Raw genomic sequence first — 13,467 nt, forward strand, 5'->3', positions numbered from 1 at the left:
CCCCCACCCGGCCTCCCCTCTACGGTACTCTATGGGAGGCCGGGTGGGGGAGCGGGCCGGTGCGGCGCGGGCACAGCGAAGCTGGGTCCCAAATAATGGCGGGGACAGTCATCCTTTGGGGCCACGCGCTCGCCGCCTTGCTGTTCGCGGTGCTGGCGCTGTCGCAATTGCGCGACGGCGCGGTCAGCGTGCCGCGCACCGCGTTCGTTGCGGCATTGGGTATCACCGCATTGTGGGCGCTGGCGGTCGCGGGGATCGGCAACCCCGATTTGACGGCGCGCGTGGCGGAAAGCCTGCGCAACATCGCCTGGCTCGCCTTCATGATGGCCTTGCTGCGGCGCGACGATTCTGCAGGCCGCGATCGCGCGGTGACGATGATCTATGGCGTGGTCGTGCTGGTCGCGCTCGCCGGAATCGTGCTGAGTGTGATCCAGGCGTCGGTGCCCGCCGACCTGGTCAAGGGTTTCGCGGCGGTGCGCATCCTGTTGCGGATGATGGTCGCGCTCGGCGCGCTGGTGCTGGTGCACCATCTCTATTCGGTCGCAGCACCCGGAGCCCGTGGTGGTATCCGGCTCGCGGTGGCGGCGCTCGCGATTATGTGGACGACCGATCTCGTAATGTACACGACGGCCTATCTCAGCGGCGACGGTTCGCAGGAACTGATCGCCGCACGCGGTCTGGTCATGATCGCAATCGTGCCTCTGCTGGCGATCGCGGTCCATCGTAACGGCGACTGGACGCTCAAATTGTCGCGAACGGTGACGTGGCAGTCGCTCTCGCTGGTCGCGCTGATGGCCTATGCCGTCGTCACGGTGCTGGCGATCAGCGCGATCGACAATTTCGGTGGCAGCTATGCGCGGCTGGCGCAGACCGCCTTCGTGTTCGGCTCGGCCGCCGCCTTGCTGACCTTGCTGTCGTCGCCGACGATCAAGGCTTGGCTGCGGGTGATGGTCGCCAAGCATCTGTTCAACCATCGCTATGATTATCGCGCCGAATGGTCGCGTTTCACCGATACGCTGGGCGCCCCCGGTGAGGGTGCGGCGCCGCTCGAGGAACGGATCGTCAAGGCGGTCGCCGACGTCACCGATTCCGCCGCGGGACTGCTGCTGGTGGCGGACGACGGGATGTTCGGTCTGGGCGCGACATGGAACTGGCTCGGTGCCGTGCCCGTCGCCATCGCCGGCGAGACGCTCGCGCAGGCGATGGCCGGGAACAGCCGGATCATCGAACTCGACGCGGTGCGCGCGGGTGAGGCGCCGCCAGACGAGCTCGCTGCGGTGCCGCAATGGATGCTCGACGAGCCGAGCGCCTGGGCAATCGTGCCGCTGGTCCACCTCAACCAGCTGATCGGCGCGATCCTGCTGGCGCGGCCGCCGATCGACCGCTCGCTCGACTGGGAGGATTTCGACCTGTTGCGCATCGCCGGGCGCCAAGTCGCTAGCTATCTGGCTGAGGCGCGCGCGCACGAAGCGCTGGCCGACGCTCGCCGCTTCGACGAGTTCAATCGCCGTTTCGCCTTCATCATGCACGACGTGAAGAATCTGGTGAGCCAGTTGACCCTGGTCGCGCGCAACGCCGAACGCCATGCCGATAATCCCGATTTCCGCGCCGACATGATCGCCACGTTGAAGGATTCGGTCGGGCGGATGAACGACCTGTTGGCACGTCTGTCGCAGCACAATTCGGCGCGGGTCGAGGACCCGGTGGCGGTCGAGCTGATGCCGATCGTCGAGCGCGTCATGCGGCGGCGCGGCGGCAGCCATCCGATCGCGGTCACGGGCAAGCGCGATGCCGTCGCGGTCGCCGATCCTGCGCGGCTCGAACAGGCGCTGGGGCATCTGATCCAGAACGCGATCGAGGCAAGCGCGCCGGGTGAACCGGTTGGCGTGGTGGTCGGGCGTGCGACGATCGAGGTGATCGATTCCGGTCCGGGGATGAGCGCGAGCTTCATCCGCGACCGGCTGTTCCGGCCGTTCACCTCGACCAAGAGTGGCGGGTTCGGGATCGGCGCGTTCGAGGCGCGCCAGGTCATTCAGGCGATGGGCGGCAAGCTCGACGTGGTCAGCCGCGAAGGCGAGGGCACGCGCTTCACCATCGCGCTTCGAGAGGCGCTCGCGCCAGTCAAGATGGAGCGGGCGGCATGAACACAGGCCCACGACCGAAATTGCTGATCGTCGAGGATGATGCCGGGCTGCAGCGCCAATTGCGTTGGGCCTATGACGATTACGAAGTGATCGTGGCGGGCGACCGCCGCGAGGCGATCGACACGGTGCGTGCCGAAGAACCGGCGGTGGTGACGCTCGATCTGGGCCTGCCGCCCGATCCTGACGGGGTTAGCGAAGGGTTCGCGACGCTTGCCGAGATCCTGCGGTTGAAGCCCGATACCAAGGTCATCGTCGCTTCCGGTCACGGCGCGCGCGAAAGCGCGTTGCGTGCGATCGCCGAGGGCGCGTGGGATTTCTATCAGAAACCGATCGACATCGACGCATTGGGCCTGATCGTCGCGCGCGCCTTCCATGTCCACGCGCTCGAGGAAGAGAATCGGCGTCTCGCCACCACGTCACGCGAGGCGTTGGGCGGGCTGATCACCGCCGCGCCCGAAATGCTCAAGGTCACCAGCATGATCGAGCGCGTCGCCAATGCCGACGTGTCAGTGATGCTGCTCGGGGCGAGCGGTACCGGCAAGGAAGTGCTGGCGCGCGGCCTGCACGAGAAATCGGGGCGCAGGGGCCAGTTCGTCGCGATCAATTGTGCGGCGATCCCCGAGACGTTGCTCGAGAGCGAATTGTTCGGCCACGAAAAGGGCGCGTTCACCGGCGCGGTCAAGACGACCGAAGGCAAGATCGAACTCGCCGATGGCGGGACCTTGTTCCTCGACGAAATCGGCGACGTGCCGCTGCCGCTCCAGGTCAAGTTGCTGCGCTTCCTGCAGGAACGGGTGATCGAGCGGGTCGGCGGACGCAAACCGATTGCGGTCGACACCAGGATCGTCTGCGCGACGCACCAGGACGTCGATGCGATGGTTGCCGGCGGGACGTTCCGCGAAGATCTCTATTATCGCCTGGCCGAGATCGTCGTGCGCATCCCCAGTCTGGCCGAGCGCACCGGCGATCCCGTGCTGCTCGCCAAGCATTTCCTGCACCATTACGCCAAGACCATGAACCGGCCGGTCACCGGCCTGTCGCCCGATGCGCTGAGTGCGATCGATGCCTGGGGCTGGCCGGGCAATGTGCGCGAACTCGAAAACCGCATGAAGCGCGCGGTGATCATGGCCGACGGCAAAAGCGTGACCGCGATCGATCTTGATCTTGCAGAGCGCGACACACCCGATCCGATCAACCTGAAGGCGGTGCGCGAGAGCGCCGACCGCAAGGCAATCCGCCATGCGCTGGCACGCGCCGAGGGCAATATCTCGAACACCGCCAAGCTGCTCGGGATCAGCCGCCCGACGCTCTACGATTTGCTCAAGAATTACGACCTCCATGCCTAGGACCGGGACCATGAAGACCATCGTCAAAAGCGCGCTGATCGGCGCGACCGCGATCGCCGCTATCATCGGTGTCACGGCGACGTTGACCGCACCGGCGCAGGCCGACGCGACCGGCGCGCGCACCGAATTGGGGTATAGTCTGGCGCTGCTCCAGGACGGCAATTTCAACGCCGCGCGGGCGCATGCCCAGGCGGCGGTCAAGCAAGACCCGCAATGGGGCGCCGCGCATGCGGTGTTGGCGAAGACCTTCCTTGCGCTGGGCGATGGCGTAGGCGCCGAATCCGAACTCGGCCGCGCCGCCGCAGCAGGGTTCGACATGAGCCGCGGGCATCAATTGCTGGCCGAAGCCTGGTTGTTGCAGGGCGACGCCAAGCGCGCGTTGGCCGAGGCGGCCAAGGCGGATCCCAGGTTCGGCGCCTATGCCACGCGCGTCACCGCGCGCGCGTTGGCGGCGCAGGGCAAAGCGGCCGAGGCGCAGGCGCTGCTCGGCGAATTGCTCGACGGCAATCCCGGCAATTCCTACGCCTGGTCCGATCTCGCGCGCATCCGCTATAGCGCTGGTGACATCGCCGGCGCTTCGGGTAACGCGCAAAAAGCGGTCGAGCTCGACCCCAACAATCTCGAGGCGTTGACCTTGCGCGGCGAATTAGTGCGCGAGCAATATGGCCTGAACGCCGCCTTGCCGTGGTTCGAGGCGGCGCTGCAGCGCGATGCTTATTACCATCCGGCGCTGATCGAATATGCCGCGACCTTGGGCGATCTCGGTCGGTACACAGATATGCTCGGCGCCACGCGGCGCGCACTCGCCGCACGGCCAGCGAGCCCGCAGGCATTCTATCTCCAGGCGGTGCTCGCAGCGCGCGCGGAGAATTACGATCTCGCGCGAAGCATGATGGAGCGGACCGGCGGACGAATCGACGATCTGCCTGGCGCGTTGCTGCTTAACGGCACGCTCGCTTACCAGGCCGGCGCCTATGAACAGGCAATCGGGGCGTGGCGCGAGCTGGTTGGGCGACAGCCGATGAATATCACCGCGCGCCGTCTGCTCGGCGCGGCGCTGCTGCGGTCGGGGGATGCCAAGGGCGCGCTCGACGTGCTGCGCCCGGTGGCGATGCGCGGCGATGCCGACAGCTATACATTGGGCCTGGTCGGGCGCGCGTTCGAGGCGACCGGTGAGCGCGACTGGGCCGCCAAATTCCTCGACCGTTCGGCCTGGCCGGTGCGCGCCGGGGCGACGCCGTTCGGCACCGACGACAGCCTCGCGGTGCTGACCGGCGCGGCCGACAAGGATCCGACCAACCCGGTGCTCGCGGTCACCGTGGTCCGCGGGCTGATCGATGCCGGGCAGGGCGATACCGCCTTGGCGCGGGCGCGCGCGCTACAGGCAGCGACGCCGGGCGCGCCGGCGGCGCATCTGCTGGTCGGCGACACGTTGATGACGATGGGCCGATATGGCGAGGCGGCCGATGCCTATCGCAAGGCCGCCGATATCAAGTTCGACGAGCCGACCATGTTGCGAACGGTCGATGCGCTCGATCAGGCGGGGCGTCGGCCCGAGGCGACCGGCGTGCTGGCGCTGTTCCTGACCCAACACCCCGAAAGCGTGCCTGCTTTGCGCCTTGCCGCGCATTGGCAAATCGCATCGGGCGACTGGGACGGGGCAGTCGAGACGCTGGAGGATTTGCGCGCCCGCGTCGGCTCGCGCGATTCAGGCCTGCTGTCCGAACTCGCCTATGCCAATGTCGGGGCGGACAATGTTGACGATGCCGTCTCCTATGGCGCGGCGGCTTACGACATCGCGCCGATGAGCCCGGCGGCGACCGATGCTTATGGCTGGGCGCTCTACGCGGCAGGCGAGAATGCCAAGGCGATCGACCTGTTCGAGAAAGCTGCGTCGCTCGCCCCCAAGCAGAGCGGCATTCGCTGGCATTTGGCCCAGGCCTATGCCGATAGCGGCCGCAATGCCCAAGCGAAGGCTGCCATAGCGGCGTTGCTCGCCGATCCCGGCTTCACCGATCGCGCGCCGGCCCAGGCATTGCTCAAGACGCTGGGCTGAACGCGCCGAGCCGTGTAACCCGGCCGTCATGACCGACCCGCTCGACCGTATCGCCGCCGCGCTCGAACGCATTGCGCCGGCCGTCCCGGCCGATGCCGATCCGCTCGCGCATCCGGCCTATATCTGGCGCGACGGGCGCCTGGCCGCCGCGCGCAAGTTCGATCCGCTGCCGCTCGACCTCCTCTTGGGGATCGATGCGCAGAAGGCCGCTCTGGTCGAAGATTTCGGCCGATTGGCGGACGGCTTTGCCGCGCAGGACGTATTGTTGTGGGGCGCGCGCGGGACGGGCAAGTCGGCGTTGGTCAAGAGCGCAGTGTCGGCGGTCCAGGCCGAGGGTCGCAAGCTTGCCTTGATCGAGGTCGCCGCGATGGACGGCCTGCGGGCGCTGTTCGACCGGATCGACGGCCTGCCGCGCGCGTTCGTGCTGTTCCTCGACGATCTCGGCTTCGACGCCGGCGGGGATGCCCGTGCGCTGCGTTCGCTGCTCCAGGGCGGAGCGGAGGCGCGGCCAGCCAATGCGCGGTTGGTAGTAACCGCCAATCGCCGCCATCTGGTACCGCGCGACATCGCCGAACAGGAAAGCGCGATCAATCCGCGCGACAGCGTCGACGATCATCTCGCGCTTGCCGACCGATTCGGGCTTAGCCTTGGATTCCATGTCGTCGACCAGGCGGGTTATTTGGCGATCGTCCATGCCTATGCCAACCGGTTCGGCTTGTCGTTCGATCCCGACGAAGCGGTCGGCTGGTCGACCCGTCGCGGCGGTCGGTCGGGGCGCGTGGCTTGGCACTACATCACTGATTTGGCTGGACGATCGGGCAAGAAGCTGCCTTTCTAAACCGATAAGGATCATTATCTGGCCGCATCGGCTTGACTTCGAGGGGCGTAACGATGCCCAGTCCATATATGGCCAGGATTGGCGAACTCGATCTGCCGGACCGGTTGTACCCGGCGGTACCGCGCTGGGCGACCCAGTGCGGCGTGGCGTTGTTGTGCGTCGGCGCGGCGGGTCTGATTCGCCTCGGAATCAATGTCCTGGCACCCGGTGCGGCAGTGTTCGCGCTGGTCTTCCCCGCGATCATGCTCGCCACGCTGTTCGCGCGGTGGCAGTCGGGGCTGCTGACCGCCGTCATTTCCGTCAGCTATGCGTTTTTCTTTATCTATCTGCCGGCGCCGGCGACCTCCCAAAGCGGCCCTTATTGGACTTTGTTCGCTATCGTCATTTCCGCCGGACTGACCGTCTCGCTGGCCGAGACCTTTCGCCGGGCGGTGCATCGCGCGACGGCCGAGCGCGATCGCGAAATCGCCGACCGCGACTTGATGCTCAGCGAATTCGAGCATCGCGTGAAGAACAATTTCCAGATCGTCGCCAGCATCCTCGATATCCAGCGCCGCCGCGTCAGAGATCCGGCCGCGAGTGAGGCCTTGGGATCTGCATTGATGCGCGTCGATAGCATCGCGCGCGCGCACCGCCATCTTTATCGCGATGGCCAGGCCAGCGAGGTCAATCTCAGCGAATATCTCAGGGATCTCTGCAACACGCTGTCGGACGCATTGCTGTTGCGCGGCGGCATCACGCTGACCTGCGATGCCGACGCCGCCCATATCCCGCGCGACCATGCGGTATCGATTGGCCTGGTCGTCAACGAGCTCGTCACCAACGCCGCCAAACATGCTTTTCCGGACCGTGAGACCGGAACGATCAGCGTGTCCTGGAAGCATCTCCCCGCGGGATGGCGGCTGACCGTAGCCGATGACGGTGTCGGGCTTCCGTCTGGATCGCGCGCGAAGAGCAGGGATGGCGGACTGGGCCAAAGATTGATCGAAGCGTTCGCCAAACAGGCGGGCGGCACATTGACCACCGCGAGCGATGCCAACGGCCTGCGGGTGACGATGGATCTACCCGACTGAAACTTCGCGCCGCCGGGGCGTTGTGTGTCGGGCATGGAACGACTCTGGTTCATCACCAATCCGCATTCTGGCTCATCCGACGCAAAAAAGGCCCAGGCGATCGAAGCGGCCTGCGCCGAACGTGGGCTGAGCTTCGTCGGGCGCACCGATTTCCCCGATCAGGCGATGCCGACGGTCGCAGATCTCGATCGTGTCGGGGCGGACACCGTGGTCCTGTTCGCCGGAGACGGGACGATCAACGCGGCGTCGTGCGCGCTGGCGGCCTGGGATGGCGGTATCCTCATTCTGCCCGGCGGCACGATGAACATGCTCGCCAAGATATTGCACGGCAACGCCGATCCGGCGGCGATCCTGGAAGCGGCGCACGAGCAGGAACAGCGCGTCGCGCTCGCTTATGTCGAGGCGGGAAAGCATCGCGCGCTGGTCGGGATGATCGTCGGGCCGGCGGCAAGCTGGTATCGCGCCCGCGAACATGTGCGCGAGGGCAGCCTGGGCCAGATTTGGCCGGCGATCCGCAAGGCCTGGCGGCGGACGTTCGGGCATGGCGTGCATTTGACCGGCGCACCTGGCTTCCCGCCCCGCGTCCAGGGCGCCTATATCCGGGCGCAAGATGATCATCTGCAAATCGCCGCGGTCAATGCGCGCGATGCCGGCGCGATCGCCGATCTCGGCTGGAATTGGGTGACCGGAGATTGGCTCGCGGCCCAGTCGGTGACCGAAATTCGCGCCCAGCAAGTGCGCATCGCCGAGCGCCGCCCGGTACTAGCCTTGTTCGACGGCGAGCCGCAGATGCTCGATCCGGGAACGACCATCACGGTCGGGCGTAGCAGGCAACAGTTCATCACCACCGTGAAAGAGCACGCATGATCCGACTGTTCCATGTCAGCGACGTCCATTTCGGACGCGAGGACAAAGCAGCGATGGCCTGGTTCGACGCGCTGGTCGCGGCCGAACAGCCCGACGCGGTAGTGATGACCGGCGACTTGACGATGCGCGCACGGCGTCGCGAATTCGATGCGGGCCTGGCCTGGCTGCGATCGCTCGACCGGCCCGTCACTGTCGAGGTCGGCAACCACGACCTGCCCTATTTCAACCTGCTGGCCCGGATCTTCACGCCTTATCGTCGGATTCGCGAGATCGAGCGCATGATCGAAAGGCCGGTCGAATTGCCGGGCATCGCGATCGTGCCGCTCAAAACCACCGCACGCGCGCAATTCCGGCTCAACTGGGCGTCGGGTCGTGTCAGCCGGCATGCGCTCGATCAGGCGCTGGCGCTGGTGGACGCTGTACCCAAGGACAAACTGGTCTTCATCGCATGCCATCATCCGCTGATCGAGCCGCACAAGCGCCTGTCGAAGCAAACGCATCGTGGCGCCGAGGCTTTGGAGGCGCTGGTGAGGGCAGGGGCAGACGCGGTGCTGACAGGGCATGTCCACGACGCGTTCGACGTCGAACATCGCGTCGGCGACGCTGTGGTGCGGATGATCGGCGCCGGTACCCTGTCCGAACGCACGCGCTCGACTCCGCCGTCGTTCAACGAGATCAGGATCGAGGACGGGGCGTTCGAGGTGGTGTGCCGCACGATGACGCCGCAGCCCGATGAGGTTTTGCCAGTGGAGGAACCAGTGGCGGCGTAAAACCCCATTGGTTGGGCGATACCGACCGCAAACCGATGTAGCCCTCTCCCGCTCGCGGGAGAGGGTTGGGTGAGGGTCTTCTTTCTTCTTCCAAGCGGAGGAGTTCAAGAAGAAGAAAGAAGACCCTCACCCTCCCACCGCTACGCGGCGGGCCCCTCCCTCTCCCGCACGCGGGAGAGGGACAAATGTCTGACGGCCCCTCAACGAGCGAGAGGGCTGAGCGCAAAGATATTCCTTCCCTGTCCTATCCCATAACTCCCGGTAGGACTTGAGCTGCCCGCAATCCCGGCTAGGCTCGCGCCCCATGCGCCATGCTTTAGCTCTGCTGCTCGCTGCCCCGCTGATGATCAGCGCCGGTCCCGCTTCGTACGAAACCCGCGTCGCCAATGTCCTGGCCAAGACGCCGTTGATCGACGGGCATAACGACTGGGCGGAGACGCTGGTCGACAAAGCGGGCGATGCGCGCTGGACGATGGACCTGACGCGGCTCGACCCGGCCAAGTACAATACCGACATCACTCGGCTGCGCGCGGGGCATGTCGGCGGGCAATTCTGGTCGGTTTACGTTTCGGCCAATCTGTCCGGGCCCGAGCAGGTCAAGGCGACGCTCGATCAGATCGGGCTAATGAAGAGCATCTTTCAGCGCTATCCCAATGTCTTTGCCCCCGCGGTGACGGCGGCGGACGTGCGGCGCATCCACGCCTCGGGCCGCATTGCGTCGATGCTAGGGGTCGAGGGTGGCGGTCAGATTGACGGCAGTTTCTCGGTGCTGCGCGCCTATCGTGCGCTAGGCGCTTCCTACCTGACCCTGACTCACGTCAAGACGATCGAATGGGCGGATTCGGCGACCGACAATCCCCAGCATGACGGGCTGACCAAGTTCGGCGAGGCGGTGGTCCACGAGCTCAACCGGCTCGGCATGCTGGTCGATCTCAGCCATGTCAGCGAGGACACGATGATCGATGCGCTGCGCGTGTCGAAGGCGCCGGTGATCTTCTCGCATTCCTCGGCGCGGGCGCTCGATGACCATCCACGTGACGTCTCTGATAAGGTGCTGAAACTGCTCGCCCAGAATGGCGGCGTGATCATGGTCAATTACGCGCCGAGCTATGTCTCCGAGGCCCGGCGGCAATGGGAAGCGGCGCGCAACGGCGAAAAGGCGAGCTATAATGCGCCGCCTTATGGCGGGCTCTATATCGGCCAGCCCGATCGCGCGAAGGCGGCGCTAGCGGAATGGGACAAGGCACATCCGCGTCCGGCGGTGACGCTGGCGATGGTCGCCGACCATATCGATCATGTCGTCAAGGTCGCGGGCATCGACCATGTCGGGATCGGATCGGATTTCGACGGCGTGGAAAGCTTGCCCGACGGACTCGACAGCGTCGCCACCTATCCGGCGTTGCTCGCCGAATTGATGCGCCGCGGCTGGAGCGACGAGATGATCGCCAAGCTGGCCGGAGGCAATGTGCTGCGCGTGATGGAAGGCGCCGAGCGTGTGGCCGCGTCGATGGCCAAGGAGCCGCCCGCCACCGCCACTGTATCGATGCTCGACGGTAAATGACGGACGCGCTCAAGACGAGGATCGCGACAGAGGCCGACATTCCCGCAATCTCGGCGCTGATGGATCGCGCGATCGGCGAATTGCAAAGCGACTACCTGACGCCCGAGCAGGTCGCGGCGAGCCGGTTGAGTATGGGGCTCGATACCCAGTTGATCGCCGACGGCACCTATGTCGTGGTCGAGGATGGCGACGGCCGCATCGTCGGCTGCGGCGGCTGGAGCTATCGCGCGACTTTATACGGTGGCGATGCCGGGGCGGTGGCGCGCGATGCGGCGGTGCTAGATCCCGCCAAGGACGCGGCGCGCATCCGGGCAATGTACACCGACCCCGGGTTCACCCGGCGCGGCATCGGCCGGATGGTGCTCGCGGCGAACGAGGCAGCCGCGCGGACGGCTGGGTTCACGCGGGCCGAACTGATGGGCACGTTGGCGGGAGAGCCGCTCTATCGCGCATGCGGCTATGAGACGATCGAGCGCGTCGACAGCATGGCGGATCGCGACGTGCCGGTGCCGGGGGTGCGGATGGGGAAGGTGCTGGCCTGAGGACGGCAGCAGATGTCAGGCCGTTACTTCTTCAATCGTTCGGCCAGTTTTTTGCTGACGGGCATCGTAATTTCAACATTGCCCACCTGACCCAAAACCGGTGCCGAAGCGGTCGCTACATATGCGGAACCGGCCGTCGCAACAGGTTCTGGGCACGTGATGTGGCCATTGATCCCACAATTACCGCCAACGTTCCCGTGACCATCGATCATCGATCTTCCTTCAGGAAATTGCGGGTCCCGCGTCCTCGCAGTCCGAACACTTACCCCGCACTTCGATCACCGGGCGCACCGGCGAGAAACCCGCTGCTTCGGCCGCGTGGCGGACATTGTTGGCGATCTTGTCGTCGTCGATATGCGTGGTCTGTCCGCAGCTGTCGCAGACCAGGAAGATGCAATCGTGCAGGCAGTCGGGATGCGCGTTGGCGATATAGGCATTCGAGCTTTCGACCCGGCGCGCCAGATTGGCGCCGACGAACAGGTCGAGGATGCGATAGACGCTGTTGGCCGCGACGCGGCGCCCCTCCGTTTTCGACACCGCGTCGGCGATGTCATAGGCGCTGGCCGGCTTGTCGAACTTGGCGAGCGCATCAAAGATGCTCGCGCGCATCGTCGTCCATTGCTCGCCGGATTTCTCCAGCGTCGCCTGCGCGACCTTGGTCAATTCGACGCCAGACGCCTCATGATGGTCGTGATGATGATGTGCGCCCATGCCGGGAATTTAGGGATTGTGATGGGAGAGAGCAATGGCCCAAGCGGACCGGGCCGCCCAGGGCCTAGTGCGCTGCGCGCCGGTTGAGATCGTGGCCGAGTGCCAGGATCGCGACGCCGATCAGCGTCCACAAAGTCTCGCCGCCATTGCCATGGGGAAGCTGCATCGCGCCGGCCATCATGCCCAGCCCCAGCGATCCGGTGACCGCGGGCGCCATATAGCCATGTTCGAAGATGCCACGCCCCAGCGCCAACGCGCCCAGGATGATCGCGACGGTCAGTCCGATTTCGTGGAAAGCGGGGTTGAGCAGCATGCCGCCAGCGGTCGAGGCGAGCGCCACGAGCACCGCGCTGGCGAAGCAATGCACCGCGCACAGCCCCGACAGACCCATCGCATAGCGATCGAGCTGGGGGAAACGGGCCAACCAGGAAAGGCGAATCGCGGAGTGCATCGAGCGCCCATCTAGGCCCAACCGCGCGACGTTACAATATTACATTAGCAAAAATCGGCCATGCCGATCGTGCCGCCGACCAAGCGCCAGCGAAACCGGGGGAGCAAAGGCTCCCCCGGTTGCACCTGTCAGAACGAAGCCCCGAGCGATACGACCACGCCGCTACGCGCGGCGTTCTTGCCATTGGCCAGCGTGAACACGCCGTCGGTGTCGACATAGCTGACGCCGAATACCAATTGCTTGTAGGTCAGCGTCGCGCCGAACCCGTAGTCGGTATATTCCTTGCCCAGCGACAGCCAGCTCGGTCCCCAGGTGTGGCCGAGATGCGCCGTCAGCCCGAGCGGAGTCTTCGGGATCGACGCCGACAGGTCGCCGGCGAGATAGACGTTGTCGTTATTCTTGAACAAGCCGGTCTGGCCCTGGTCGAGTGCCAGCGCTTTTTGCTTGGGTGCGTAATTGACCGTGACCTTGCCGGTCACCGGCCCATAGGTATAGGCGATATCGGCATAAGGCTCGAAGAAATCGCCCTTGCTGTTGTCGCCGGCGGGGCGCGAGCGCGGATAGATGTAATAGAGCACGCCGGCGTCGAACGTGACGCCGCTATAGGTCTTCTTGAACCCGGCGATCGCGTCGATTTCCTGGCTGCCGGTGCCCGAGAAGGTGACATAGCCCGATGTCGACGAGCTCCAGACCGAGGCGTAGAAGCCCGACGAATGGGTGACCGTGAGCGATCCCTGGATCGCGGGCTGCAGGTTGGTCTGCGAAATGCCGCGGAAGCGGTAATCCGAGATCAAGGTCACCGAGCCGTTGATGGTGAAGGCCGGCGGCGGCGCGGTCGGGCCATCGCCCGCGGCAGGAGCGGCGGGCGCCGGTGCCGGATCGTCGACGGTCGCAACCGCGGCAGGGGTGCCGTTATCCGCCGACGTGGATGCCGCGGGCACAGCCGCTGCATCGGGCGCCGGCGTCGTAGCGGGCAAGGGGTCCGCCAAGGCGGGAGTCGCAATGGCGAGCGCCAGCGCGCCAAGGCTGATGTGAGACAAGCGCATTATCTTCCTTTCGAAGCGAAAAGTGCGTTCGTCCCGCCTGCGGTACCGGTCCAGCCTCTGTA

General features: G+C 65.6%; 13 protein-coding genes. 9 read left to right on the top strand and 4 right to left on the bottom strand.

From position 1 onward, the window contains the following. Positions 1–95: 95 nt before the first annotated feature. From prsK to AC1DSD_RS02655, 9 genes are all read left to right on the top strand, one after another. On the top strand, positions 96–2,144 hold the full coding sequence (prsK, locus tag AC1DSD_RS02615) for an XrtA/PEP-CTERM system histidine kinase PrsK (protein WP_478028268.1): 2,049 nt from the start codon (positions 96–98) through the stop codon (positions 2,142–2,144). Beyond that, a complete protein-coding gene (gene prsR, locus AC1DSD_RS02620) occupies positions 2,141–3,490 on the top strand; it encodes a PEP-CTERM-box response regulator transcription factor (RefSeq protein ID WP_478028270.1) in 1,350 nt (449 codons plus the stop codon). The genes prsK and prsR overlap by 4 nt, the downstream gene beginning before the upstream one ends. A 10-nt stretch (positions 3,491–3,500) precedes the next feature. Further along, on the top strand, positions 3,501–5,546 hold the full coding sequence (locus AC1DSD_RS02625; RefSeq protein WP_478028271.1) for a tetratricopeptide repeat protein: 2,046 nt from the start codon (positions 3,501–3,503) through the stop codon (positions 5,544–5,546). Between the two features lie 28 nt (positions 5,547–5,574). Beyond that, positions 5,575–6,384, top strand: a complete 810-nt coding sequence (locus AC1DSD_RS02630) for a DUF815 domain-containing protein (RefSeq protein ID WP_478028273.1) — start codon at positions 5,575–5,577, stop codon at positions 6,382–6,384. Positions 6,385–6,437: 53 nt separating this feature from the next. Next, positions 6,438–7,457, top strand: a complete 1,020-nt coding sequence (locus AC1DSD_RS02635) for a sensor histidine kinase (protein ID WP_478028275.1) — start codon at positions 6,438–6,440, stop codon at positions 7,455–7,457. A 33-nt stretch (positions 7,458–7,490) separates the two neighbouring features. Continuing rightward, positions 7,491–8,324 (top strand): diacylglycerol/lipid kinase family protein, encoded by an 834-nt coding sequence (locus AC1DSD_RS02640; RefSeq protein WP_478028277.1) that lies wholly within the window; start codon positions 7,491–7,493, stop codon positions 8,322–8,324. Continuing rightward, a complete protein-coding gene (locus AC1DSD_RS02645) occupies positions 8,321–9,094 on the top strand; it encodes a metallophosphoesterase family protein (RefSeq protein WP_478028278.1) in 774 nt (257 codons plus the stop codon). Before AC1DSD_RS02640 ends, AC1DSD_RS02645 begins: the two co-directional genes overlap by 4 nt. A gap of 304 nt (positions 9,095–9,398) precedes the next feature. Continuing rightward, positions 9,399–10,655: a dipeptidase gene (locus tag AC1DSD_RS02650; protein WP_478028280.1), complete on the top strand. Its 1,257-nt coding sequence runs from the start codon at positions 9,399–9,401 to the stop codon at positions 10,653–10,655. Next, on the top strand, positions 10,652–11,197 hold the full coding sequence (locus AC1DSD_RS02655; protein WP_478028282.1) for a GNAT family N-acetyltransferase: 546 nt from the start codon (positions 10,652–10,654) through the stop codon (positions 11,195–11,197). The genes AC1DSD_RS02650 and AC1DSD_RS02655 overlap by 4 nt, the downstream gene beginning before the upstream one ends. 23 nt (positions 11,198–11,220) lie before the next feature. On the opposite strand, the gene AC1DSD_RS02660 is transcribed toward AC1DSD_RS02655, so the two are convergent. The 4 genes from AC1DSD_RS02660 to AC1DSD_RS02675 form a co-directional block, all read right to left on the bottom strand. Next, the gene (locus AC1DSD_RS02660) at positions 11,221–11,409 is read right to left on the bottom strand and encodes a hypothetical protein (protein ID WP_478028284.1); all 189 of its coding nucleotides are present in this window, start codon (positions 11,407–11,409) and stop codon (positions 11,221–11,223) included. Positions 11,410–11,419: 10 nt separating this feature from the next. Continuing rightward, complete coding sequence (locus tag AC1DSD_RS02665) at positions 11,420–11,908, bottom strand: Fur family transcriptional regulator (protein WP_478028286.1); 489 nt, start codon at positions 11,906–11,908, stop codon at positions 11,420–11,422. Positions 11,909–11,972: 64 nt separating this feature from the next. Continuing rightward, positions 11,973–12,359 (bottom strand): MerC domain-containing protein, encoded by a 387-nt coding sequence (locus AC1DSD_RS02670; RefSeq protein ID WP_478028287.1) that lies wholly within the window; start codon positions 12,357–12,359, stop codon positions 11,973–11,975. A gap of 128 nt (positions 12,360–12,487) precedes the next feature. Then, the gene (locus tag AC1DSD_RS02675; protein WP_478028288.1) at positions 12,488–13,405 is read right to left on the bottom strand and encodes a TorF family putative porin; all 918 of its coding nucleotides are present in this window, start codon (positions 13,403–13,405) and stop codon (positions 12,488–12,490) included. Positions 13,406–13,467: the final 62 nt, after the last annotated feature.

The organism is Sphingomonas sp. P4_D12 (genome assembly GCF_056401895.1).